This is a genomic window from Paenibacillus sp. FSL L8-0494 (assembly GCF_038003695.1).
GTDB lineage: Bacteria > Bacillota > Bacilli > Paenibacillales > Paenibacillaceae > Paenibacillus_AQ > Paenibacillus_AQ odorifer.
Genome location: NZ_JBBOPQ010000001.1, coordinates 1,614,219 through 1,639,414, shown reverse-complemented (window position 1 = coordinate 1,639,414; position 25,196 = coordinate 1,614,219). Strand labels below are relative to the sequence as shown.

22 protein-coding genes and 3 pseudogenes are annotated in these 25,196 nt (G+C 41.7%); 3 read left to right on the top strand and 22 right to left on the bottom strand.

The genetic code is table 11. The features are described 5' to 3' along the window. Positions 1–94: 94 nt before the first annotated feature. From NYE35_RS07320 to NYE35_RS07295, 6 genes are all read right to left on the bottom strand, one after another. Positions 95–1,522, bottom strand: a complete 1,428-nt coding sequence (locus NYE35_RS07320) for a Sapep family Mn(2+)-dependent dipeptidase (protein WP_341120540.1) — start codon at positions 1,520–1,522, stop codon at positions 95–97. Between the two features lie 21 nt (positions 1,523–1,543). Next, the gene (locus NYE35_RS07315; RefSeq protein ID WP_341120538.1) at positions 1,544–2,539 is read right to left on the bottom strand and encodes an aldo/keto reductase; all 996 of its coding nucleotides are present in this window, start codon (positions 2,537–2,539) and stop codon (positions 1,544–1,546) included. A 20-nt stretch (positions 2,540–2,559) separates the two neighbouring features. Continuing rightward, positions 2,560–2,937 (bottom strand): tautomerase family protein, encoded by a 378-nt coding sequence (locus NYE35_RS07310; protein WP_036675836.1) that lies wholly within the window; start codon positions 2,935–2,937, stop codon positions 2,560–2,562. An 83-nt stretch (positions 2,938–3,020) separates the two neighbouring features. Next, positions 3,021–3,875, bottom strand: a complete 855-nt coding sequence (locus tag NYE35_RS07305; protein ID WP_036675837.1) for a MetQ/NlpA family ABC transporter substrate-binding protein — start codon at positions 3,873–3,875, stop codon at positions 3,021–3,023. A 24-nt stretch (positions 3,876–3,899) separates the two neighbouring features. Beyond that, on the bottom strand, positions 3,900–4,562 hold the full coding sequence (locus NYE35_RS07300) for a methionine ABC transporter permease (RefSeq protein WP_036675839.1): 663 nt from the start codon (positions 4,560–4,562) through the stop codon (positions 3,900–3,902). Continuing rightward, complete coding sequence (locus NYE35_RS07295) at positions 4,562–5,560, bottom strand: methionine ABC transporter ATP-binding protein (RefSeq protein ID WP_076104756.1); 999 nt, start codon at positions 5,558–5,560, stop codon at positions 4,562–4,564. Before NYE35_RS07295 ends, NYE35_RS07300 begins: the two co-directional genes overlap by 1 nt. 199 nt (positions 5,561–5,759) lie before the next feature. Here NYE35_RS07295 and NYE35_RS07290 point away from each other — a divergent pair, with 199 nt between their 5' ends. After that, on the top strand, positions 5,760–6,809 hold the full coding sequence (locus tag NYE35_RS07290) for a LacI family DNA-binding transcriptional regulator (RefSeq protein ID WP_036675840.1): 1,050 nt from the start codon (positions 5,760–5,762) through the stop codon (positions 6,807–6,809). Between the two features lie 470 nt (positions 6,810–7,279). Here NYE35_RS07290 and NYE35_RS07285 read toward each other — a convergent pair. The 4 genes and pseudogenes from NYE35_RS07285 to NYE35_RS07270 form a co-directional block, all read right to left on the bottom strand. Then, positions 7,280–7,435, bottom strand: a pseudogene (locus tag NYE35_RS07285) (sigma factor-like helix-turn-helix DNA-binding protein); the annotation flags it as partial. A gap of 101 nt (positions 7,436–7,536) precedes the next feature. After that, positions 7,537–8,355, bottom strand: coding sequence for a DUF5071 domain-containing protein (locus tag NYE35_RS07280; RefSeq protein ID WP_081384105.1), 819 nt, complete (start codon positions 8,353–8,355; stop codon positions 7,537–7,539). A gap of 948 nt (positions 8,356–9,303) precedes the next feature. After that, positions 9,304–10,371 carry a toxin C-terminal domain-containing protein gene (locus NYE35_RS31390; RefSeq protein ID WP_217904470.1) on the bottom strand — a complete coding sequence of 356 codons (1,068 nt, stop codon included), beginning with the start codon at positions 10,369–10,371 and terminating at the stop codon, positions 9,304–9,306. Between the two features lie 565 nt (positions 10,372–10,936). Beyond that, positions 10,937–11,125, bottom strand: a pseudogene (locus NYE35_RS07270) (sigma factor); the annotation flags it as partial. Positions 11,126–11,434: 309 nt separating this feature from the next. On the opposite strand from NYE35_RS07270, the gene NYE35_RS07265 reads away from it, so the two are divergent. Then, positions 11,435–12,400, top strand: coding sequence for an NAD(P)H-dependent flavin oxidoreductase (locus NYE35_RS07265; RefSeq protein ID WP_036675848.1), 966 nt, complete (start codon positions 11,435–11,437; stop codon positions 12,398–12,400). A gap of 392 nt (positions 12,401–12,792) precedes the next feature. Here NYE35_RS07265 and sigK (NYE35_RS07260) read toward each other — a convergent pair. Further along, positions 12,793–13,311, bottom strand: a pseudogene (gene sigK, locus NYE35_RS07260) (RNA polymerase sporulation sigma factor SigK); the annotation flags it as partial. A 903-nt stretch (positions 13,312–14,214) separates the two neighbouring features. Between sigK (NYE35_RS07260) and NYE35_RS07255 the strand changes: the two are divergent. Next, the gene (locus NYE35_RS07255; protein ID WP_341120536.1) at positions 14,215–17,373 is read left to right on the top strand and encodes an amidase family protein; all 3,159 of its coding nucleotides are present in this window, start codon (positions 14,215–14,217) and stop codon (positions 17,371–17,373) included. A 218-nt stretch (positions 17,374–17,591) separates the two neighbouring features. On the opposite strand, the gene sigK (NYE35_RS07250) is transcribed toward NYE35_RS07255, so the two are convergent. The 11 genes from sigK (NYE35_RS07250) to sigK (NYE35_RS07200) all read right to left on the bottom strand — a co-directional run bounded on the left by sigK (NYE35_RS07250) (position 17,592) and on the right by sigK (NYE35_RS07200) (position 25,019). Further along, the gene (sigK, locus tag NYE35_RS07250; protein WP_341120535.1) at positions 17,592–18,122 is read right to left on the bottom strand and encodes an RNA polymerase sporulation sigma factor SigK; all 531 of its coding nucleotides are present in this window, start codon (positions 18,120–18,122) and stop codon (positions 17,592–17,594) included. Positions 18,123–18,911: 789 nt separating this feature from the next. Then, entirely contained in the window at positions 18,912–19,358 is a 447-nt protein-coding gene (locus tag NYE35_RS07245; protein ID WP_341120532.1) for a hypothetical protein, read from the bottom strand. A gap of 21 nt (positions 19,359–19,379) precedes the next feature. After that, positions 19,380–19,685, bottom strand: coding sequence for a polymorphic toxin type 28 domain-containing protein (locus NYE35_RS07240; protein WP_341120529.1), 306 nt, complete (start codon positions 19,683–19,685; stop codon positions 19,380–19,382). After that, a complete protein-coding gene (locus NYE35_RS07235; protein WP_341120528.1) occupies positions 19,682–19,837 on the bottom strand; it encodes a hypothetical protein in 156 nt (51 codons plus the stop codon). Before NYE35_RS07235 ends, NYE35_RS07240 begins: the two co-directional genes overlap by 4 nt. A 191-nt stretch (positions 19,838–20,028) precedes the next feature. Beyond that, positions 20,029–20,709: a PA14 domain-containing protein gene (locus NYE35_RS07230; protein ID WP_341122432.1), complete on the bottom strand. Its 681-nt coding sequence runs from the start codon at positions 20,707–20,709 to the stop codon at positions 20,029–20,031. 175 nt (positions 20,710–20,884) lie between these two features. Next, positions 20,885–21,145: a DDE-type integrase/transposase/recombinase gene (locus NYE35_RS07225; protein WP_341120527.1), complete on the bottom strand. Its 261-nt coding sequence runs from the start codon at positions 21,143–21,145 to the stop codon at positions 20,885–20,887. A 58-nt stretch (positions 21,146–21,203) separates the two neighbouring features. Further along, entirely contained in the window at positions 21,204–21,503 is a 300-nt protein-coding gene (locus NYE35_RS07220) for an IS3 family transposase (RefSeq protein WP_341120525.1), read from the bottom strand. A gap of 131 nt (positions 21,504–21,634) precedes the next feature. Next, on the bottom strand, positions 21,635–21,802 hold the full coding sequence (locus tag NYE35_RS07215; protein ID WP_341120523.1) for a transposase: 168 nt from the start codon (positions 21,800–21,802) through the stop codon (positions 21,635–21,637). 882 nt (positions 21,803–22,684) lie between these two features. Then, the gene (locus tag NYE35_RS07210; RefSeq protein WP_341120521.1) at positions 22,685–22,990 is read right to left on the bottom strand and encodes a hypothetical protein; all 306 of its coding nucleotides are present in this window, start codon (positions 22,988–22,990) and stop codon (positions 22,685–22,687) included. Positions 22,991–23,008: 18 nt separating this feature from the next. Further along, positions 23,009–23,968: an RHS repeat-associated core domain-containing protein gene (locus NYE35_RS07205; protein ID WP_341120519.1), complete on the bottom strand. Its 960-nt coding sequence runs from the start codon at positions 23,966–23,968 to the stop codon at positions 23,009–23,011. A 349-nt stretch (positions 23,969–24,317) separates the two neighbouring features. Further along, positions 24,318–25,019, bottom strand: coding sequence for an RNA polymerase sporulation sigma factor SigK (gene sigK, locus NYE35_RS07200; protein ID WP_036675850.1), 702 nt, complete (start codon positions 25,017–25,019; stop codon positions 24,318–24,320). Positions 25,020–25,196: the final 177 nt, after the last annotated feature.

Sequence of the window (25,196 nt, the reverse complement as noted above, 5' to 3'; positions counted from 1 at the left end):
TTCTAATGTCTGCTAAAAACCTTGGCAGCCAAGTTGCGTGGGCATAAAAAGTGTATATTTATTTTCTTATCTGAAACCCGCCGCGCTGCTCACCTCACCCAGTCTCTTCTTGGTCACTCAGCAGCTGGTCAATTTCCACAATTGCCTTAATATAAATCTTGAATGCGTCCCAGATCTGGCTGATGCGCATGGCCTCGTCCGGCTGATGGCTGCTCCCTTTTCCTTCGGGAAAAGGAGTCTGTACATCGGTGCGAAGCGGGCCGAAGGCTACTGTGCGCGGCAGCCATCTGGCATACGTTGCCCCACCCATTGCATAGGGCGCTTGCGACAAGCCCAGCTCACTGTTGGCAAGCCTGCATAAGGCCGCTATGATCAGGTCATCCTTGTCCATGTAGTGTGGCGGACTGTCCGTCCACTCAGTCAGTGACAGTCCATGCTGCCGCGAGTAGGCTGCCAACTGCTCCCGCAGCGCATCCGCGGATTGCGACAGACCGTAACGGACATCGATTCCGATCCGAACGGTTCCCTCATTCCACGCTACGATGCCGGCATTGCTGGTGGTAGGACCCGTTTCATCCCTGTGAGTGATACCAAGCCCCTCCCCGTAAGGGTCACCCAGCGCTTGTGACAAAAAAGTGAGCACAGCACGCGCCGCAGCATCCTCAACCAGCTCATGCGCAAGGAGCGCCCCCGCCAGCTTTCTTGCCGCGTTTTGCGTCCCGGCAGGAAACGCCGCATGCCCGGCCTTACCCTGCGCGCGAACAACCGCTATCCCCTCTAGCTCCGCGACTTCAAACCCCTCCGACCGCAGCTTTTGCACTTCGTATGAGGTTAATCCGCGCAACCGGGCCTCCGCAACGGCGGGCACCATATTGTAATCCTCGCCAGCTTGAAAGGACAGCAACCTGTCGTCGGACGCGCTTCCAGTCACATCGGCTCGCACAATCCCTTTTTCCGCATAGCATACCGGATAATAAGCGTCAGCAACAATCCCGAAGGACGGCGACTGATGCTGGGACAGGAAATAGCGGATATCCCGCATGCCGCTCTCTTCGTTGACGCCCAGAAATACATAAGCATTATGATCCAGCCGCACGTTGGTCTCTTTGAAAAACTTCAGTACATAAAGCGCAAGCACAGCAGCCGATTTATTATCCATCGCACCTCGGCCAAATAGAAACCCATCTTTCTCGAACGGGGAGAAGGGCGGAAAGCTCCAGCCCCGCCCTGCGGGCACCACGTCCAGATGGGCGAACAAGCCGATGCCCTCCTCACTGTCTCCCAGCTGCACCTTAATGCCATAGCCAGCAAAAGCCGTTACCGACAAGTCTTCCCGCGCGGCCAACTGCTCCGCCTCACGCAATACAGCAGCGCATTCGGCACCAAAAGGCTCCGGGCTATCCGGATGAAAGGTGGTGCCCACGCTCGGCACACGAATCAGACGTTTGATATCTTCGAGAATCGCCGCTTGATGATCGGTTAGAAACTGTTCAACCTGCTTGTCCAGCTCCATACTGGTCATAATCGCTCACCCCTTTCAGGTTTACAGCTCGGCTGCAAGTTCCAGCTTTTGTAGACGGAAATCCAGCTCAGCTATGACATTTGGCGGCAGTACTACCTCGGCACCGGCAATATTCTCATGAAGGTGCTTTTCCTTGCGAATGCCGCAAATCACATTGACATTGGCATGCTTGTTCAACAAATAGGCTACGGCAATAGAACTGGCGCTAACCCCATATTCACTTCCGATCTCAACCAGACCGCCGGCAAACTCAGTGGCCAGCTTCAGGTTGCGTCCATGCCACCAGGCATCGTTCTGGCGGGGATCGTTCGGCTCCAGCACATGATCAGGCCGAATATGTCCTGTCAGTAACCCTTGCGCCAGCGGCGAATACGCATGGAAGCTAATCTGATGCTCGTTGCACAGAGGCAGGATCGCCTGCTCGGGTTCTCTGGACAGCATATTGAATTTTTTTTGCACGATTGAGATTTCACCATAATCGATGTAGCTCTGCACGTGATGCGGCTCGCAATTGGACGCGCCTATGGCGCGAATCTTGCCTTCCTGCTTCAGTTGCATCAGCACCTCGATCGTTTCTTCAATTGGTGTTAGAAAAGGCTCCATCGCCGGATTATGTGTATAGTAAATATCGATATAATCCGTCCCTAACCGCTTCAGGCTTTGCTCCACCTCCATGCGAATCGTTCGCGGGCTCAAATTCCGCTTCACGCGATGCCCGTCCCAGGTAAAACGATAACTGCCTTCCTCGTCACCCCACCACAAGCCGCATTTTGTCGAAATAATGACATTATCCCGCCGGCCTTTGATCGCTTGCCCAACGATTTCCTCACTGTGCCCAAAGCCGTAAACCGGGGCAGTATCAATTATATTGATGCCCAGATCCAGCGCGGCATGAATGGCGCGAATCGATTCCGTATCATTGGTATCTGGGAACTGGAATCCTCCACCAATACCGAAAGCGCCGAAAGTAACGACAGAGGCTTGTATGCCGCTCTGTCCAATCTCCTTATATCTCATCGTGACTGTATCCTCCCACTTTATTGATTCGCCTGTGCAGCAACAATATCCAGCCGGAGCTGCCCACCCACACCCACATTTTCATCGGCGTGTTCTTTAATGATGACAATCGTTTTTACCTGCAAGCCGGAAAGCACCCGATCCGTAGTCTCCTGCAGATTACGAACCAAGTCCCGCTTCGCCTCAACTGGTTTTCCAGGTGCGGTGTATACAAAAAATGTAATTTCATAAAAGTCCTTAGGTGTTGTCGATGCCTGTGGAAGTTCGATCCAGGAGATAGTTCTTAGCTCCGGAGGCAGGCGAAGACCCGTTGTTACTGCCGTGCCCAACTCACTTACCAATTTTGTCTTTTGTTCTTCCTTCAGAGATGTCGTTGCGTATGCCAATACAGTTGCCATGGTTCAGCACTCCTTTATCATTATAGTTAGTTTTTTCAGACAAACGCTTTGCTTATTTCCGCATTCCCATTACTCAGGATGCATTATTCGTTATACGGTTTCTTGACTCCCTTGTACGTATCCAGCAGCCATTGCGAATATTCTTTCGAAGTCATCACCGATACGATAGCATCCAGCCATTCCTTATTCTTCTCTTCAGTTCCTTTCTTAATAGCCAGCAAAATACCGCCATATTGTTTGTACACCTCAGGTGTTTCCTGTAGCAGCGCCGTATCAATCGTCACCTGGGGATCATTCATTTGAGCTACCGTAATAGCCGGCGCAGTCATGGCGTCCAGATCAGCAAAAGCCCCTACGCGGCTGCGCGGATCAATTTCAACGAATTCGAGCTTCTTGCTGTTCTCGACAACATCGAGTACTGTTGGCAGGTCAATACCCTCGCGCAATTGGATTAGCCCATTGTCCGCCAATAGTTGCAGTTCTCGCGCCCTGTTGGCGGAATCGTTGGCAATGCCGATCTTAGCTCCTTGCGGCAGCTCATCCACAGTTTTGTATTTCTTGGATACGAACAGCACCGGTGTTGTATAAATATTCGGGCCATAAGCGACCAACTCTGTACCGTTGCTTTCATTGAAGCTGTTCATATATTTTTCATTCTGAAAATAATTGGCATCGATACTGCCGTCTGCAGTCGCATTGTTCAAAGCAATATTGTCATTGAAGACTTGCGTCTCAATTTGATAGCCTTCCGGCTTCAGCTTTTCGGCCACATAATCAATATCCGGCTGCTCCCTGGCAATCACGCCAATCACAATTTTTTGGGACTTTGCATCCGATTGTGCGTCGGAGGATGAGCTGGATGACTGAGAGCATCCGACCAGCAGCACAATGACAGTGGTCATGATCAGAATCAGCTTGGCAGTTGCCTGTTTTTTCATGTAAAACTCCTCATTTCTGATGTTTTATTTCAACTTGCGGTACAACATATTCCCGCCCAGTTGTATAAATTGAACAATAACAATTAAAATAACAACGGTTGTGTACATAATCGTGTCATTGAAATTCTGGTAGCCATAGGAAAGCGCAACTGCCCCCAGCCCGCCGGCTCCAACGGTCCCTGCCATAGCTGTAAAGCCCAGCAACGAAATAAAACCAATCGTTAAGTTTGAAATGATGGATGGAATCGCCTCACTGACAATAACGTTAAATGTTATTTGCCAATCGGATGCGCCAAATGACCTAGCAGCCTCGATCAGACTCGGATTCACCTCCTTAAAGCAGCCCTCCAGCAATCTCGCCAGTAACGGAGAGCCTACAATGGTAATGGAGAAAATGGCAGCTGTTGTACCAATGGTCGTCCCCACAACAAAGCGAGTTAACGGAATTATTGTAATAATGAGAATAATAAAGGGTACAGAACGCAGCACATTAATGATGGCGCTGAAGGTCTCGTAGACTGCTCGGTTGGGCCTGAGTCCTTTGGCATCTGTAGTAATGAGAATGAGTGCCAAGATGAAACCGAACAGGGTACAGGTCACAACGGTGCCGCCCAACATAATCAGCGTATCGCGCAGCCCCGGAAAAATGATTTTATCGAGCAGAGTCTGGTAATCGTACTGATACATTACAAATTCCTCCATTCCATGCCGCTCTGCTCCAGATAGGCCCTGACCTTGTCAAAATCTTGCCTGCTGACCGATAAGGTGAACGCCCCCGCGATACTGTCCACATAACGGTCCAGTCCGCCCCATACAACTTCAAACGGCACCCCTGTTGACAAGGCGAAGCGGGAAAGCATGTCTTCCTGACCTGGTCGCTGAATAAGCTCAAACAGAATGTTATCCTCGCCAGTTTTCACTTCATGTGCGCCCAGGAAATCATTCAGATGACCGGAGTTTTCCAGGAAGATATCTTGCACCGCTCCGGCAGCCTGCAACTGACCCTTGCTGAGCACCGCGATGTTGTTGCAAGTTTCTTTTACCACTTCCATTTGATGCGTCACAATGACAATGGTGATGCCAAGCTCTTTGTTAATTTTTTTGAGCAGACCCAGAATGGATTTGGTGATGTTGGGATCAAGTGCGCTTGTCGCTTCATCACAAAGCAGAATGCGTGGGTTCATAGCAAGCGCCCGGGCGATGGCAACCCGCTGCTTCTGTCCGCCGGAAAGCTCGCGCGGCAGTGCCTTTTCCTTGTCCGTCAATTCCACGAGCTGCAGGAGCTCTTTCACGCGCGCATCAGCCACCGCTTTATTGTAGCCAAAGCATTTCATTGGAAACATAATGTTGTCATACACATTTTTTCGCTCCAGCAGAGAGAAATGCTGAAAGATCATGCCGATATTGCTGCGAAACTTGCGTAGTGTTGCTCCCCGCATGCTGCGGATTTCAACTCCGTTGACATGCAAGCTGCCGCGGTCAAAGGTCTCCAGACCGTTGATACAGCGCAAAAGCGTTGACTTGCCCGCGCCGCTCACCCCAACAAGTCCGAAAATATCCCCGTCCGTAATGTTGACATTAATACCAGACAAAACCTCCCTACCTCCAAATGATTTAAATAAATCACGAATTTCTATGCCTGAACCGACAAGCTCCGTAGGTTTGCCCTCCAGTTGTCCGACCATCCTATCCACTCCTTTCATGCACCCAGAAAATGCTTTTTCTAAATAAATTAGATCGATCTAATTTCAACCTAAAACAATTCCTATCAGTTTACTTTGATTTATGTTATCAGCTCTACAGTAGCCTGTCAACACTATTTTTAAACCTTTCTGTCAAATGAATTATGATATACTGGAAGGTAGTTGAGAGGAGGAAAAGTTTGTGGTTTCTAGAGAAAAAAGAGTTACACTACAAGATGTTGCCGATGATGCCGGCGTTTCGAGAGCAACCGCCTCTCTTGTCGTTCGCGGCAGCAAATCCATTAAACCTAGTACACACAAAAAGGTGCTGGACTCCATGGAAAAGCTCGGCTATGTATATGATCGCGTAGCCGCCAGCTTTCGATTACAGCGTTCCTCAACGATAGGCGTTATTGTCACTGATATCGAAAATCCGTTTTATCCACATATATTGACGCATATTGAGCATGTTCTATACGAACAGCGGTTCAATGTGCTGCTGGGCATGAGCTTTGAATCAACCGAAAAGCAGGAGCGTGTGCTGGAAACAATGCTTGAGCACCGTGTGTGCGGCATTATTATGACTCCTGTCGCCTCTACATCGCCCGCCCTGTTCACCAAATTGCAAAATCTAAACATCCCCACGCTGCTGATTGGACGTGAGGTTGATACCGTGAATACCGACTATGTCGGGACGGATTATCGGCTGGGAGCCGAAATGGCCGTGCGCCATCTCATCGAGCAAGGGCACCGGCGCATCGCTTATCTGGGCGGCAGCCCTCAGGGAAACACATCCTACAAGGAGCGTTTTGCCGGTTACTGCCAAGCCCTGCAGCAATTTGGATTGGAGATCGATCCCGCTCTAATCATTACAAGCCCGATCAACCGTGACGGCGGCACCCGCGCTGTGCAAGAGGCGATGCAGTTAAACAATCCGCCAACCGCCTGCTTTTGCAACAATGATGTCATTGCCCTGGGCGCCATGATCGGCCTGCAGTTGCAAGGACGTACGCCCGGGAAACATATGGCCATCGTTGGCTTTGACAATGTACAGGAAACGGAGACTGCCAAGCCTGGTCTAAGCAGCGTTTCCGTATTCCAGGATAAATGGGGAAGCGAGGCTGCCAAGCTGCTGCTCAAACGAATCAACGGCGATCAGTCAGAACCTACCAGAATTATTATTCCGCCTCAGCTGATTATACGTGAGTCTTCCACCAGCTATAGCGGCTTCCATTCATCCAGCCCTTTATAATCGACACAATCCGGATTCATTCTCCGGACTTGTGTTGTTTTTCCGGGAACTCCAATACTAATAAATTCTTTATTAATACTTTTGGTCTTTGTTCTTACCGGTCTTCTGAATTTCTTCTCAAGCGAACCTCTTACCTCAAATGAACATTATAAAAGAAATTAATTATTTTTACATATATATCTAGTTAATTCCACATTATTGATAAAGCAAGTACATGCTGTCCATTTTTATGTTAAACAATCCTCTTAGAGATCTCATCAACAAGTTGCCTAATCCCCATTCTTTTTGAGCTTTAATATCTCCTTCGGTTCGACTGTTAAACTTTGATTATTAAACCCATTAGTCCGTCTCTACATTGAAATATCATCACTTTCACTGCTCTTTACTTTTCTTAACAAAAAAGCAACTCCCTTATTGGCAAGTCGCTTCTAAAACACTCAATAGTGATTATTTAGTTATTATCTAAGACCCTACCGCTTAGCCTTATAAAACTCATGATACAACTTCATCAGCGCCCTTTTTTCTATCCTCGAAACATAACTCCGCGAGATCCCCAACTCCTTAGCAATCTCCCGCTGCGCCCTCTCTTCTCCACCTGTATCCAATCCAAATTGGCCAAAGACAATATTATCTAGAATATTTTCAAAATACAAGAGTATCATTTATTGATAAAACAATAAACGTGCCCTTGCATATTGAAATATAGGAAAACACTCCTCAGTACTCTTCATATTTGATATAGAAGTGATAAAATATCGGCTGCTTCTTCGTCGACTAATTCTTGTTTTTCACGTTCAGTTGGGTTAAAGGCTAATCTTTTAAGGTCAGCTTCCATCTCCGATAATACAGTTTTCGGTAGATTTATAACCAACTTTACAAGTATTGAATATTTCCAACAGTCGTCATCAGAAGCGAGAATTTTCCTGAGATGAGGAATTAATTCCCTGCCTAACGGAAGCAGCAACTTCCCAATTTCTTTTGAAGTAGGCCAATTTGCATCTGCGGTCCACTCTAATAAATCAGGAATAATCGGTTTAATTAAATTTATATCCAATGCTTTTAATTTATTTACTGACTCGATATCCATTTTATCTTTCGGGATTAATCTTTTGATCTCCATCTTTATCCTCCTACCTAAAATCATATTGATAGGGTCGGCTCCATCCTTAAGCCTGAGTTTTTTTAACACTTCCTTAGCAGCCATATCAACTTCTAATTCCCTATCTAATGTAGTTGGGGTTTCAACAAGCTTGATTAAACTGACTTCTAGTTCAATAAGAACTCCAATAGGAAACTGAGGCAATAAATATTCTAAAACATTTAATTTCCAATCACTTTCCTCCCCTTCGAATATTCTATTGATGAGTGGAATAAGTTCCTTATTAAAATTAAGTAATAAATCCACAACATCTTCAAATATAGGAAAATTCCTATCCTTTAAATATATCGATAACCCTTCAATCAGATCTAAAAGATCATTTTTATTTAATTGCTTTAATTTTTTAATACTCTCATAATCCATTTTACTTAGAGGTAAATTCCCCATAATTGATTCCCTCCCTTTTTGGTAAAAAATTCATTTTTTCAATCAAATTTAAAACTATTTTTGAACTTGGACTGGAACTGATATTTTCATAAGTATTTCTGTTAAATAGTATGGACTTTATTAGCATTTGTTTTTATATGGATATTTTGCGGAAATAAGGTATTTCCCGTAATTAAATCATTTATTTTATTTTGAATAGACTCATGATTATTAAGGGCATAGTGGTATGCATTCTTCGCTGCTTCAATAGATCTTAGAAGCGCTTCTTTTCCCGAGGCCAAGTACCTTTTCCACATAAGAGGCTTCCATAGCAACTCCTGCAAAGAAGCCTTCTCTCACTGGTAAGGGATTAGCCGGAAGTGGCTTAACGTAAGGTTCAACAAACTCGGGATAATCATCCTTCTTGTACAGTGATTCGAAAGAAATTTTGTCATCAAGGCTGAGCGTTTCACTAATAATGGATTTAAATTCATTTAATCGGTAATGAACTTCTTCATTATTATCTTTAGTTTCTTCTTTACGTCCTTCTATGTATAGCGCTTTTTCTTCTTTTTCATATGCCTTTTATTCACGTATCGACTGTTTAATGGCATGCTCTCATTCTCACATTCATATTGACGTTGCAGCCTTAAATTCCTTTATTGCTCACGAATTGCTACATTCCTTGATCTTTCAGCTGCACGCTGCGCTTTTGCTGTCTCTCTAATAATTTTATTAACTGTATTTCCAAAACTCCGTTCCACCTTTATCTTGCACTGTGACTTTCGCAAGTTGACCATTCCCATCGTACGTAAAGCGTGTGTGCTTTAATGCATCGTAGACGGAGGTTAGACGATTTAGAGCATCATAACTATAATCTCAACAACCGCCATACTCAGAATGTCAAATGCTAAATTACAAAAAATAAGCCACATAGAGTTATTACACTCGTATGTGGCTAAAGCACTACTATTCTTCCAAATAAGGTGATTCAAAACTCTCAACAAATAAACCTGAACTACTGATCTTTATTAAAGAATCTTTACATTCCTTCAAACTCCCAATATACATGTAATAATCAAAACCAAAGTGAACAAACATCTCCCTACTTTGAAATTTACACCAAATCTTTTCTCTTAAAATTAATTGAGAAAGTAATTTCAACTCATACACAGAGATATAGTCGCCATTTTTCACACTGTTATAAATACTTTTCATCTCGTCAGTGTAGATGGAATGTAATTCAGCTTTCTCCACGTCAAAGTTATATTTTTCTAGATCTACTACTTGAATTTTGTTTAAGTTATTCTCATTCATTATTAAATTTATAGCCGTTATATATAATGATTCAGTTTCCAAATAATGTTCTAACAGGAATTTCTCAGCTGAAAACACTTTTCCCACTTCACTTATTGAAGTCCATTCTTCATTTTTATACACTCCTTTTATACGATTAGTTGGGTTATATTTAGTAATCCTCCAAAAGAATTTATACATATAATCTCCAATCCTATTTAATAAAGCATCATAAGTGCCTGAACGAGTATCTTTACTAGCTAAATATTCTGGTTTTGTAGCCATTTTCCATATACCTCCGATATGCAAATCAAGATCTTGGACAATATAGAGTTTACCATTTTTATACACTGGTTTATCCTTAATTTTTAATTTCGTCTTTGTAAAACCCAAATATTCCGCTAACATATCTGTTTCTTTATTTATTAATCTTAAGGTTTTACCGCTTACTTGAGTTTTTAGAACTTTATCTTTACTTCCACCGGCAAATAGACTTAAAGCAGCGCCAAGCATAGCATCGTCCATAGCTTGGACTCTTCCATAATCTCTCATTAATTGATTCTTTGCCGATGTAACCTGTTCCTTGCTACTTTCAGCTGATGTAGCCATATTAAAGAGATTCGGCCATTGCTTTCTGCCCTTTTCATCTAAATATTGAATAGGTTTTGATGAACCAAGATCGCTACGAATATCCCAATAGAGTTGTGATTTACTCCCAGCAATTCGAGCTGTTGTAAGCATCAAATCCACTTGGTTCTCAGTATAGTGTCCTGTTAGATCGACATGAGTTAACGGATTGTTCTCCACATACGTATACAAATTCAGTGTCAGCGGATTATTAATCTGCCCCTCATACGTATCCTCATTTAAAAACCGCCCTATACATTATTTTGCAAATAATAAGGGTAGAAAAGCCTCCATTGCCCGCCAGTTAGAGGCCGAGGCCAGCTATCGCTTTGAGCAATGCTGTTTTTCCGCTGCCATTGGCTCCCTCCAGACCATACCAGCCTGGCGGCAAAGCCAGATTCACATTCCCTAGCAGCAGGTGACCATTATCTGCAAGAAGTTCACCGCGGTAAGTTTTAGCTCAGCTCCTCGCACCACTCTTCCCTCCTATCCATATTGCTTGTAATAATGCCGATGGCACAGCAAAATACTTGTAATAACACAAAGCACTATTGCCAGACTAACAGCAACAAGCTTGCTTGCAAGCCAGTGTTCTGACCCGTATTCGCTGAACAGTTGAAATACGCCAAGCCTCTCGCCAGCGGAAAACTGGATGACGCCCACTGCGAGGACAGCCGCGGGATACGTCTTTCCGCGTTTTCTGTAAGGATCTAAGGTGCATTAGGATTTCGTTTTCAATACAACGTGCTGCAAATGTGGCTAGTTTGGTTCCTTTGTTCGGACGATAGCTCTCGATGGCTTTAATCAAACCAATGGTTCCGATGGAGATTAAGTCCTCCATGTCTTCTCCGGCATTATCGAATTTTTGAGGTTGTGGACACGATACGATGTCAAAATCCACTTTCTTGATAGAAAAGCGTTGATAGAAGTATGAAGGTTTTACCGGATGGATGGCTCTTTTTTTGTTATTCATTGTCCTTTTTTTAATAGTCACTTCGTTTTCTTAAATTTTCACTTGATATCAACAACTTAAAGAAAACAGTTGAAAGACATGATATTTAACATAGTTTGAGCATGTTTACAGTCACATCCGGGAAAGAATTAGCTGTGTTACGATATATCTTATTACTCTAGAGGAGTATTAATAATGTCAACAACTTGCAAAAGAGGTGTGTAATTGAAACTTCCAACAATCCAATTCGGACATATTAAATCGAGAGTTCCTGTTATTCAAGGTGGAATGGGTGTAGGCATATCCTTAAGTGGACTAGCCGCTGCTGTAGCCAATGCAGGCGGGATCGGCACCATCTCTGGTACAGGGATCACTCCTGATGAGCTGAGAATGCATATTCGCAAAACAAGAGAACTCTCTAAAGGGAATGGCTACATCGGTGTGAATGTACTATTCGCAGTGAAGGACTTTGCCGAAAAAATGAAGATTGCTTTGGAGGAAAAGGTTGACTTTATTATTTCCGGAGCCGGAATTTCTAGAGATATTTATGCTTGGGGTAAAGAATATGGTACTCCTGTCGTAACTATTGTTTCATCCGCCAAATTAGCCCGAATTTCCGAAAGACTTGGTGCCTCCGCAGTCGTTGTGGAAGGGTTCGAAGCTGGAGGCCATTTAGGTACAGACAGATCCATGTTTGATATCCTTCCTGAAGTCTTAGAGGCCGTTTCGATTCCAGTTATTGCTGCGGGTGGAATTCTAACAGGGGATGATATCGCAAAAGCCCTTCGGATCGGCGCATCTGGTGTTCAAATGGGTACCCGTTTTGTGGCTAGCCTTGAGTGTGATGCTCCCTTAGCCTTCAAGCAAAAGTATGTAGATGCTCAGCAAGGAGATACTGTCCTAATCAAGTCTACTGTGGGTCTAGAAGGTAGAGCGATTCGGAATGAATTTACGGACCGGATCAGTGATGATGCCAAATTAAAGATAGTCAAATGCTATAATTGTCTAAAGGTTTGTTCACATCGCTTCTGTACAATGGAATCCCTGCTCACTTCCCTTAGAGGAGATGTTAAGAACGGATTGGTTTTTGCTGGGTCCAGAGTTCATGAGATTAAAGAGATTTTGTCCGTACAGCAGATTATCGACAATTTAATGGATGAGTATCAAGGGGCATTGAACCCGACAACTTAAGGTTGTTATAAGATTCAAAAGCACGATTAACCACTTAAGCAAGCTTGGGATTTCCGAGCATAAGTGGTTTTTCATTTCGCTTGATACTCAAATTTAGTTATATTTAATAAGCTTTTGTGTTGTATTTAACTAAAGATTTCCGTACCTTTCTTTTTAATTGCAACAACAGCTAAATATCTTCACAGCCAAAATGCAATATGCCCAATACCCAGGATAATCGCAAAAGATGACTGGATATATGTACTCTTCAGAGCACCACTTAACAATTCGCCCTCTCCCTTTCTCATGTATTTTTATGAGTTGGTTTAATACAAAAATTCGCTGAACTATATCTTCTCTAAAAAATTCTAATATGGTCCTTGAAGCTTTCTATGTATGCCGGTTAACGGATACTACCTTGTGATTATGAGTTTACCGCTTAGCCTATAAAACTCATGATAAAGCTTCATGAGCGCCCTCTTCTCTATCCTCGAAACATAACTCCGCGAGATCCCCAGCTCTTTGGCAATCTCCCGCTGCGCCCGCTCTTCCCCACCTGTATCCAATCCAAACCGCCCAACCACAACTTCTTTTTCCCGGTCATCCAGAATATCAAGGTTACGATATATCTTACTCTTTTCGATCTTCAGATCGACTTCTTTAATGACATCATCAGCTTCGGAGCCAAGGATATCGATAAGTGTAATTTCATTACCTTCTTTGTCCGTCCCAATTGGATCATGCAGGGATACGTCTTTACGTGTTTTCTTGAGCGAACGCAGGTGCATCAGAATTTCGTTTTCAATACAACGTGCTGCAAATGTGGCTAGTTTGCTTCCTTTGTTTGGACGATAGCTCTCAATAGCTTTAATTTGACAGATAGTGCCGATGGAGATCAAATCCTCCATGTCTTCCACAGTATTATCGATTTCTTAAGGTTATGGACAACGATGTGAGGTCAAAAAAATAAACCAATTACGATCGATTCTGATTCGAATTGGTTTCCTTTTGCATATTATATTTAATTTGTAGTTTCCGATTGATTTCTTGTGTACATCCTGGTAATCCATTTAAATAACGCTTTACTTGATCAATCAACTCTAAGTGAGATATCAGAATATTCATACTTGTTAAATTGCGTCTAACAATATCCTCGGTTTCAATATGATAGCCACCGTTTTTCACACGTAGAGCAATACATTCAATATTTAGCCGAACATCTGCTAGTCCCATATAAAACACAATAATTTCAAAGCCTTGTTCCTTTGCATCCTCATCTGCCTTATAACGTTACCACCCGCTAAAGGGTTTCCACAATGAAATCTCACTTATTCCAGATACACTACCTGGCTATTCTTATGGCTTCTTTCCCAGCAGATACTTTACTCTTTTCAGGATGCCCATTAGTGATCTTGCGGCTATGCATCTGGAATCATCAGTGATTCTGCCTTATGCCATGCTCCGATATAGAATCTTCAATCTTCCACTTTCATGAAATGAAAAACATAATATTCTCCGTTAATTTTTAGCTATTCCTTTTCTTTTTGATTTCATCAAATTCACATAGAGATAAGTGAAATTCAAGGTTTTTGGTGATGCAGCCGGATGATGATACTCAATATCCTATAGATTCTTCAAACCTATCATAAATTGTAATTTATTTAACGAAATAGTTTACATATATGTTACACGAAATAATTAAAAGAGCCGTTTTTCCCTTTTTTTCAAACTCAAAATATATTAAATTCATAATATTCATTGACTGAAACAAATACTAGTGTTATATTTCCTAACATTAAATAATAAAATACATACAGGAAAAGGAGATTACGCACATGAATAAGTTCAAACGTCTACGTGAAACTAAAAGAGAGCATTCTGGTTCCACCCGATCTGAATTTTCACCAGCAAAAGAAAATTGGAGTAAAAAGCAATTTATAGCTACTTCAATTGTGTTATCTGCTATTGCTACGAGTGTAATTCCTTTCCAAACAGCTGACGCTTTAACTAGAGTTACTTCAGAAAGTGGTACAGTATGGGAGATTCACGATGTTTTTGCTCCTAGCTTAGACACAGGAAGTTTACGTACAGTTGGTGCTACACAAGTACAAGGTTTCGGCAATATCTTTGTTAAAGTGTCCTCGCCTTCAGCTCCACTGATGAATGGTCAAATGATGCGTGGGTTTGACTTGAAATATGACGGCGTTAATAAGTTTACTTCGGCTCAATCTGTAAATCTAGGAAATGTAACTGTAACACGTGAGGTGTATGTGGATACTATTCATAATCGAACGAGATTCTTTGATACTTTCACTAATAAAAATGATGTGGCAATAAAAGTTGATGTATCATTCGGTGGCTCTTTAGGATATGGTACAACAACAAATGCTTCAGTAGTTAAGGCAACCTATTCAGGCGATCTAAAGGTAACTACAGATGATTCATGGATTGTTGTAGATAGTAGCGCCAAAAACAATAAGCCGCTAGGCGTTGCAGTGGGATCTCCAAAGCCGTTTGATAATGGATTAACCGGTCTAGGTAATCAGCAACAGGATCCATTCACAATACCCTTAGCTGAGCATGGAAATGAAGCGAATTTCTATGGGTTCATTAATTCACTAAATATTGGGCCGGGCGAATCGAAATCCCTAGTAAATTATGTGCAAGTTGGAGAAGCTGGTGAAGAAGGGTTGAAAAATCTGGTTGCTATGCTAGATGGACTTAATAGTCTGCTGGATGTAACAGGATTAACAAACGCACAAATTCGTTCGATTAGCAACTGGGATATATCTGCTATAGAGGGACTTGATACTGGAGATCATCTGGTTATTCCAAATGCTCCTGCACCTAAAGAATTAGTAACTTCATCGCCGTATGATGTTAAGAATAAATCCATTGCAGAAATGCAGCAGGATATGATTAATGGTAAAACTACTTCTGTACAAATTACTCAAGCCTATTTAGATAGAATCAAGGTATACGATGAGGGACAATTGGGATTCCATGCATTCCTGCATGTATCTGAAACTGCGCTTAACCAAGCAAAAGCTGCTGACGATGCCCGTGCCCAAGGTGTAAAAGGTGATTTATTGGGTATTCCAATTGCGATAAAAGATATTTATGATACAAAGGATATGCCTACTACCGGTGGCAGTAAAGCTCTTGAAGGCTGGCAGCCTGATTCTGATGCATTCCAAGTGAAAAAACTGCGGGAAGCTGGAGCTGTAATTATTGGTAAAGTAAATACTTCTGAGTTTGCTAACAGCGGAAGCTTTAGTGAAAGCGGCTGGCAGCAAACATGGAATGCACTCTATCCATCGAAAACATCTTTTGGCTCAAGCGGCGGGTCTGCAGTATCTGTTGCAGCTGATTTTGCAGCAGCAGCAATGGGATCGCAAACAGGGGTATCTCTCTATGCACCAACTACAGGCGCTAGCTTAAAAAGCTTCCGGGGTACAGACGGTATGGCAAGTACTACAGGTGTACTGCCACTCACTTGGGGACAAGATTATGCAGGTCCCATTGCTAAAACAGTAACTGACCTAGCCATTATATTGAATGCTACAACGGGTACGGACCCACAGGATATTTTCACAGTCACTGCTGATGCAGATCATAAGCGTCCAGTGGATTGGAAGGAATCTCTGGATGCTAATGCATTGAAAGGAAAGAAAATTGGATATATTCCTGCATCCTTTGTATCTGCATATGCTGATGATGATACTGGACAGGCAGTGATGGATAAGTTCTCAGAGCTTCAAGCAGCGGGTGCGACTATGGTTGAAATGTCAGCTGTACCATCAGGCCCTAGTCGTCCTTCAGGTATTAATGGATCTACTGAAGGTTGGGCACGTTATATTGAGCTTCATAAGGACTTCCCTTATATTGATGGAGCAAGTGTACTAGCTTCAGATAAAGTGCTTATCTATAACCAAAGAGGATATAGTACCCCAACTCGTATGACTGAACAGGCTGTACAAGATTACATTAAGTATAGAACTGACTATAAGGAAGTTATCAAAGGCTGGATGGACGCGAATGGTGTTGATGCTGTTGTTTATGCAGGTTTTATTAGCGACGTATATAACAATGACGCAGCAGCTTCTCAATTAAGTTCAGACCGTAACACAGGCGTATTAACCTCTACTATGGGTCTACCTACGGTAGTTGTTCCTGTAGGAACGAATGACAGCGGATATTCTATCTCTATGCAACTAGTTGGTAGAGCATGGGACGATGCAAAAGTTTTAGGCATGAGCTACGCTCTTGAGCAACAAAGTCAAGCTAGACTACTTACAACATTTGCTCCAGCACTTCAATACGTTTCAAACTCTACTAATCCTGATCCAAACACAGATAATGGACCAACCCATCCAAATACTGGAGGAGGTACAGTGACACCTCCAGCAATAACAACGCCTATAGAAACACCGTCACCTGCAAAAACAATAACACCAGCAGATAAGCCGAAAGTTGTTAGTTTTGTAGATACAATGAATCATTGGGCAAAAACAAGCATTGACGCACTAATTGCTAAGGGATTATTGACGGGATATTCCGATGGAACATTCCGTCCAAATTCAGGTTTGACTCGTGCGGAAGCCATCAAGGTAATTGCAACGCACATGGGACTTGAAGGACATGAAAGTAACTTTACAGATGTAGCTTCAACTCATTGGGCGAATAAGTTTATCGGTGCAGCAGCCGGATCAGGCTTGATGAACGGATATAGCGACGGAAGCTTCCGTCCAGATGAGAAGATTAGCCGTAGTGAATTAGCGGCACTAATCACTCGAGCCTTTAAGCTAACTGGTACTGGAAACACATCATTCAAAGATGTTACAAGAAATGCATGGTATTATGATTCCATCGACGCACTCGCATCCAATAATATTATTACAGGGTACGCAGACAGTACATTTAAGCCTGAAAAAGATATTACTAGAGCTGAGTTTGCAACTATTGTATCCAGATTACTAGAAACTAATAATTAAAATAAGTTCAATTATAAATGACAGAGTACTTGAGTAACCATGTTTACAGGAAGGGCCATCCCGAAAGGGATGGCCTTATAACTTGCCGTTACAGATGGTGCGATGAACCGTATCATAAGTAGGGCGAACCCTATCCACACAAAAAACGACTCATCCGTAGACAAGTCGCTTTCAAGTTTTATTATTAATGGATTATTACTGTGTAATTGTCATCAGTCTCACCGCTTCGCCTTATAAAACTCATGATAAAGCTTCATGAGCGCCCTCTTCTCTATCCTCGAAACATAACTCCGCGAGATCCCCAACTCCTTAGCAATCTCCCGCTGTGTCCTCTCTTCTCCACCTGTATCCAGCCCAAACCTACCCACCACAACTTCTTTCTCCCGGTCATCCAGAATATCTAGGTTGCGATATATCTTACTCTTTTCGATCTTCAGATCTACTTCTTTAATAACATCATCAGCTTCGGAGCCAAGGATATCGATAAGTGTAATTTCATTACCTTCTTTGTCCGTCCCAATTGGATCATACAGGGATACGTCTTTACGTGTTTTCTTGAGCGAACGCAGGTGCATCAGGATTTCGTTTTCAATACAACGAGCAGCAAATGTGGCTAGCTTTGTTCCTTTGTTTGGACGATAGCTCTCAATAGCTTTAATCAGGCCGATGGTGCCAATGGAGATCAGATCCTCCATATCTTCTCCGGTATTATCGAATTTTTTGAGGTTATGAACACGATACGATGTCAAATAAACCTGCTGCTATTTAAACACATTACATCATTATTACTGGTTTGTATCTTACAATTTTGAAAAGAAAGAGTAAAATGAGGAGTTAACCGAAGGCCAGTTATGTTCAGCTCAGTACCTAAATCTAATGCGCTCCATTTGATGTTTCCTTCATCGGAAATGTATTGACTCTACCAGCCATTCTCGAAATGCAAGTCCCAATTGATAGTAAAAGCTCTCTGTTACTCCATGATAACATTGGCGCCTTTATCGATAGAATGTAGTACTTTGTTCATGCGACCCCCAAAACTTTTGAAGGATTTGCCGCTTGTATTATAGGAATGAGGGAGTCAGTGGCTACCCTTTAACACATGACCTTCCCGTTAATAGATTTCTTCCTTACAATAATCATGGTTGGTCGTCTTGTCCCAATCATTAATTGAGACCAAGTCTCTTCACCGTATCTATCGTTATGGTTATGTACATTGTTGCGATTTTTCTCAAAAAAAACAAGAAAGCGAAGATTTCAAAAAACAAGTCAATTATGGTGGTATCTGACCATAATCAACCTGATCAATGTAAAAATTTTGCGTTATATAGGTTATAAAATTTAGGCATTAATGTGCGTACAACAAAATGACGAGTCTATATATGGGCATTGCATGGGTTATATGTCTTATTGGTTTTGAATAATAGGTTTATTTATTACGCACTGGCTAGCCATTCGGTTATACCAATGCTTATTCCTGCTTAACGATAAAATGACGGATAAATCTCTTTATTCCAAATTATTTTATGCTAGATATACGATCAATGAATTTTTTCTTTTATTTTATTAATATAGCCTTGATACGTTTCCTTCTGTTCATCAAACATCCAAACATCTGCTGAATCTATTAAGCCACTCTGTTCAACATTTTCAATGATTCTATCTAGTTTACTCTTATGTGCTGAGAGCATTTTCGAACTAACAGATGACAATTTTCCCATCAACTCCATTGAATCAATATCAGCATAGAAGGGAGTATTCTGTTCATCAATCCTTTCAATAATTTCAAACGTTGCTAAATCTTTAAATACATCTTGCCTAATACAACGAATCAAATCAAAATTTGATAATCCACGTAGACATTTATCTGTAATTTCCAAGTGCCATACAGGTAGTGACATTTCAGAAAACTGTGTTGCATTGTGTATTACACTTTCATATTCTTCTTTAGTCATAAACTCTTTTAATGTCTTTTTTCTATTAATCATATGCATTCATTACTCCAATCATTATTTAGGTCCATATATTCCGCCATAGGGGTTACACATAGCCTCTATTTTTTCCATCATAATGTTAACCTCATTCGATTTAGATTTATAAATTTGTCGAAGTTCAGTGTCTAAATTAGGATTTTTAAGCACCCCTACCCAACTTCTTTTCAAATCAACTAAACCACGATATGCGTCAGAAACTTCTTGAGCATGATCATAATAACCTCCACCTGCTTTTGGAACAGGGTTAACAACTAAGTCCTTCTGTGCTCCTGTTAAATCCATTTCGGTTAAATGTGAGTATGTTCTTTCTTGCTGATTCAAAGGGTTTGTGGTTTTGGATTGCTACTTACATCCACCATAATATAGTTGGCATACGGTGTGTCCTGGGCAGAAGCAGTCGGAATAAAATCTCCATATCCTAAAAAGACTACTAACGCTCCCAACAATAGCATTGTCGTTTTAAATATCTTCATCTGCACAGTACTCCTCTACCCCTCTTATAAGTTCTTCCGTATTAAGTTACCGTTTGCATCATAATAGTAGTGAACAACAGTCCCGTCTGAATATCGAATATATTCTATTCGTCCTCCCGCGTTGTAGTGGTATTCTACAGGAGTATAGGTTTTGTTTGGTAAAAACAAATTGGATTGAGGCACGATCTGCTTTATTTGGCTAGCACTAGACCAGGATAAAATAGATGTTGCCCTCCACTATTCTCAAAATACTCAATACGAATGTCATAGTTTTGATCCGCTATCAATGAGATAGGAAGGCTGGTCAGTTCACTTGCCTGCGTGACCCATTGGTCTATGATCAATTGACCATTCACCCAAAGTCGAGCCTCATCGTCCGAATTGAAATAGAAGGTATACGTTTCGTTATACATCGGGCGAATCGTTCCCGTCCATCTTGCTGAGAATGTATCCCCCTCTATGCTAGCATCTGGGGAGCCAAGTCCCCATCCAAAATGAATAACAGGGTCCGTTCGAGTGAGTTTAAGGTCTGTCAAATCTATATTGTCGTAGTACTCACCTAACAAGCCGACACCGGGTAATTTAGCAGGGGGATACAACTGACTCTGCGGTATGAATTGTTTGGTCTGACTAGGACTTGTCCATAATAATCCAATTGCTGCGTCGCCTAGATTTTCAAAATACTCAATTTGAATATCGTATTGTTGACCTGCAATTAATACTATAGGGCTGCTTTCAAATTGACCCGACTGATTTTCCCACCGATTAAGAAGAAGTTCACCATCTATCCAAAGACGTACTCCATCATCCGCATTTAAATAAAAGGTATACATTTCACTGTATTTGGGCTTAAGTGTTCCTGTCCATCGGATTGAAAATGTATCTGTTCCTCAATTTTTCTTTGTGCCTCATCGATACTTCGTATATCATAAGGATAGAGTGCTTCGACTTTAAGATGAGAGAAGAAGCTCTCGATTGAGGCGTGGTCATAACATTGCCTCGGCGTGACATGCTGATTTGGGCTCCAACTTGTGGCAGCATGTCGTGCTATGCATGGAACGTGTACTGGTATCCCTGATCGCTGTGAACGATCAGTCCAGTCACGTCTTTATGCGTTTCAAAGACCTTTCTAAATGTTTCTAATACAAGTGGATTGTCATTACGTCTGCTGATATGGAACCCGACAATCTCGTTATTCCACAGATCTTTAATCGCTAATAAGTAAATCTTCTCATCAAATACCCGATATTGTATAACGTCCGCTACCCATTTTTGATTAGGTTTGTCGGCTTTAAAGTTTCGTTTCAACAGATTTTCAGCGATCCTTCCATCCGAGACTGGCCGCCTCATAGCTTGTTCTGTGCATTTATTTACGGCGTATAATCACTTTAATACCGAGGTCCTGCATGAGTCGCAAAACCTTTTTGTGATTCACAACAAGACGATATTGACGGTACAACTCATCCTGTATACGGCGGTATCCTACGGTCCTGTTACGTTGCTCATAAATGGCTTTGATCTTACACTTAAAATCCTCGTCAGTATCCTTATCCTTGCGCTTCAGATAAGCATAGTAACCACTTCTGCTGACCCTCAGATATCTATAGAGCTCTCTTATGGTTTGCTTATGTTTAATCTCTTCGATGACGATATATCTCTCTTTCAACCCTCCCGATTCAAGATTTGTAACCCCTTTTTTAGGACATCTACCTCCAATTGCAAACGACACAGTTCTCGTTCTTGCGCAGTCTCAGTTCTTTGAGGATCTCCACGTCTATCCTCAAAGGCAGCTTGTCCTTATACCCGATACTTCCTCACCCAGACTCTAACCCTATTCTTATCATGAATCTCTAAATGTTCTGTAATCTTGCGATAGAACCATCCATCTTCGATAAAAAGCCGAACGGCCTCCGCCTTTAGTGACTCAGGATAATGTTTAAACTTCTGACCTTTCATTGCTGGCATAAAAATGCCCCCCCTAGAATTACATCGAAATTTACCCAATGGTTTTTCCAATGTCTATTCTAAGGGGTACACTTCAGATTTTTTCTGGCACCATGGTTGATACCGCAAATAATGATAAGCATCATCCATTGCTAGATGCCAATGATATACATACCCTTTATAACGTATAGCCGGTTTAATATCAAACCAATCTCGAAATGACAGTGCGAGTTGATTGTAAAAGTTCACTGTCACACCATGATATTCAAGTGAAACTTTATCAATAGAAATTTATATGCTGTTCAAGCGTTCCCCCACGGTCAAAACTTTTGACGGATTTTCCGCTTGTATTATTGATGAGGGAGTCGGAGGCTAACCTTTAACACATGACCCTCCCTATGCAAGTTGTTCAATTACGTCCTGTCAGTGTAATGATCGGGTCATCCATTCATTTAGTTGTGAAAAACTTTATGATTTGATTTGATTTGATTAGATTATCTTCTCGCTGTCAATATCACATTAGCTAATTTACAGTTGCAGTAGATTTGAAAAAAAACAGAGGATAACGAAGATAACGAAGATAACAAAAAAAGGTCAATCATGGTGGTAGCTGACCATGATCGACCTTTCCGTTGTAACGGTATTACGTTGCTCAGGGTATAGTATTCTAGTATTTATGTGCATATAAAAAACACAAAAATTATTGTAACGGTATTACATTGGGTTAAGTGTATTATTGGTTAAATAATGGATTTATTCGGTAATGGGTAGCCCAAAAAAAGAAACCTTGAAAGAAACGAAGCCAATCAAGGTTTTATAATTAAATAATATTTCATCATTTGTAGGGCAGAAAAACCATTCTATTGAATGTTCCACTAAGCACATAAATAGTTTTAGATTGTTTCAATCCCCAGCAATGTGAATTTTAGATACTTTTTTTTCACTTAAAAGACCAATTAAACTTTCCAGTGCAGGACGATTAGTTGGTGAGATAAACATCGTCATTTGCTTTAGGTCAATGATAAACTTCGCCAAATCATCTTTTTGGAACTCCACATCAGCCTTGTAATAATCCTTAATCTTTCTTAGGTACAAATAACTCCCCCAGTTATTCGTGTTAACAAAAATAGCATCGTGTAGATTAGGGGATATTTCATACATTCCTACTTTAATATCTTCACTGTTGTAAATCATTATATCTAATCCCATATTACCTCCAATTTATAATTATTTTTTCCAATCAAGTTGTGGAAATGATGTTATTAAACTACCATCTTGCTCAAGAACTACTCGTACTTTATACAAGTTATTTCCATCCACATCAACACCAATAGCTTTTTTAAATTCTTTCTCGTATATAAACCTATCACCATCTAACGAAACCCTGTCTGCTTCTCTAACGGTACTTCTGGTATAAGTTCTCCACTCCCCACCAGTAACAATCCATTTACTTTTGTGTTCCCACCCTATTACATTCCCGATATGTCTTTGTGAAACATGTTTTACACCATCGCCGATGAAATTCACTATTTGAGGTATTTTAAATACCCTCTCGATATTTCTACCTTCCTTGCTTACTAGTTTAACAATTAGCTTGCCACTTTTGACTATTTTCGTAGCTGGTATAAAACCTAATAAAGCAAGACCTTTATCAAATCCAGAAGCATCTGGATTTAATACCGTGTTAATATCATCAATATACATAAAGTCTGCAATAGCCATTGATGCTTCAATTGTTCCGGCCCTAAATTCGTTCCAACATGTGCTGGCCCCAACATTCATACAATGCTGAAGCATTTTCTTGTTACTATAGCCTGTTCCAGTAGGTAACAACTGGTGACCACTAGGGTCAGAATAAATCAAAGGATTATTCTCTACATACGTATACAGATTCTGACTCAGCGGATTATCAATCTGCCCCTCATACGTATCCTCATTTAAAAACCGCCCCATACTCGGATCATAATATCGTGCACGCAGATAGTAAAGACCTGTCTCTTCATCGTATACTTCACCTGTATACTTGAATGGGTTTGGTATTTCTTCTTTTTGGCTGGTAATGTTGCCCCACACATCGTAAGCGTAGCTATTCACTACAGCACCACTCGTATCTACCATCTGTACTACATCGCCGTGACCGTTGTACAGATAATAGTAGTCTTTACTAGCCGTCTTGTCTTTCTTCACCAATACTCGGTCGCCTCGGACATACGTGGATTTCTGCACGATATTATTCCCATTTAACTTTTCTTCCGTAATAACCTGTCCATTAAAATCATAGTTTACTTGCGTATGCGTGCTACCTTTGCTCTTTATCGCACGAAGTCCGTCAGCAACAAATGAATATGGAGATCATATATTTCTTTATATGTCACAATAACACCCCTTAGCAACTAAGAAGTTATTTTTCAGAATCTTTTTTTTCATCTAGTGCCACCTACTTGACTTAACAAAAAAGCAACTTCCCTGTTGGCAAGTTGCTTTTAAAATACTCTATTATAAATCTCAACTTATTATCCAAATTATCGTATAAGTCTCACCGCTTCGCCTTATAAAACTCATGATACAACTTCATGAGCGCCCTTTTCTCAATCCTCGACACATAACTCCGCGAGATCCCCAGTTCCTTGGCAATTTCCCGCTGGGTCCGCTCTTCTCCACCTGTATCCAATCCAAACCGCCCCACGACAACTTCTTTTTCCCGGTCATCCAGTATATCAAGATTACGATAAATCTTACTCTTTTCGATCTTCAGATCTACTTCTTTAATGACATCATCAGCTTCGGAGCCAAGGATATCGATAAGTGTAATTTCATTACCTTCTTTGTCCGTCCCAATTGGATCATGCAGGGATACGTCTTTACGCGTTTTCTTCAAGGATCTAAGGTGCATTAGGATTTCATTTTCAATACAACGAGCCGCAAATGTAGCCAGTTTCGTCCCTTTGTTCGGGCGATAGCTCTCGATGGCTTTAATCAGGCCGATGGTGCCGATGGAGATCAGATCCTCCATGTCCTCCCCAGTGTTATCGAATTTCTTCACTATATGGGCAACGAGCCGCAAATTATGCTCAATCAACAAATTGCGGGCCTTGGCATCTCCCTCAGCCATCATCCCTAAGTATCGGCTTTCCTCCTGCTCCGAGAGCGGTTGTGGAAATGCATTATTCCTTACGTATGATACCAGCAGCGTCAGTTCTTTGATCAGCAACGCAATCGTGCTTAAGAATCCAGGCAACTTGGCGACACCTCCCGCACTTGTACAATGAAACCGATCTGTTTGCCTTACGGGTTCATGGTCATCCTTATTGTATGTGGGCGTGCGCCTAGAAGTGCCTGTACGGGGGAAATTGTACAACCACAGAAATTTATTTTTTATACGAGAAATCAGTCATACTCTACTCATTCACTTGTC